The sequence below is a fragment of the Bradyrhizobium sp. Arg816 genome (assembly GCF_029989365.1).
Classification (GTDB): Bacteria; Pseudomonadota; Alphaproteobacteria; order Rhizobiales; family Xanthobacteraceae; genus Bradyrhizobium.
Genome location: NZ_JAPRAQ010000182.1, coordinates 1 through 471, shown reverse-complemented (window position 1 = coordinate 471; position 471 = coordinate 1). Strand labels below are relative to the sequence as shown.

Sequence of the window (471 nt, the reverse complement as noted above, 5' to 3'; positions counted from 1 at the left end):
CGTCCTCTCGCTAAAGGCCGCGCCTTCGCTCTTTCCATCACAGGCATCCCCATGAAGATCAACGCGGTCGAGATTCGTCCCGGTAACATCCTCGAATATGAAGGCGGCATCTGGCGCGCGGTGAAAATCCAGCACACGCAGCCCGGTAAGGGCGGTGCCTATATGCAGGTCGAGATGAAGAACCTGATCGACGGCCGGAAGAACAATGTGCGTTTCCGCTCGGCCGAATCGCTTGAGAAGGTGCGGCTGGAGACGACTGATTTCCAGTTCCTGTTCCGTGAGGGCGACCAGCTGACCTTCATGGACAAGGTCAATTACGAACAGATCACGCTCGACGCGGGAATCCTAGGCGACGCCGCAGCCTTCCTGCAGGACGGCATGGACGTGGTGAAGGAGCTCTGGGAGGAGCGCCCGATTTCGGTGCAACTCCCTGACACGATCGAGGCGCTGATCGTCGAGGCCGATGCCGTG

General features: G+C 59.7%; 1 protein-coding gene. It reads left to right on the top strand.

Annotation, left to right across the window (positions count from 1 at the left end):
* Positions 1 to 51: 51 nt before the first annotated feature.
* Positions 52 to 471 (top strand): elongation factor P (locus OWC48_RS46415; protein WP_306664782.1); only part of this gene is annotated, 420 nt, incomplete at its 3' end.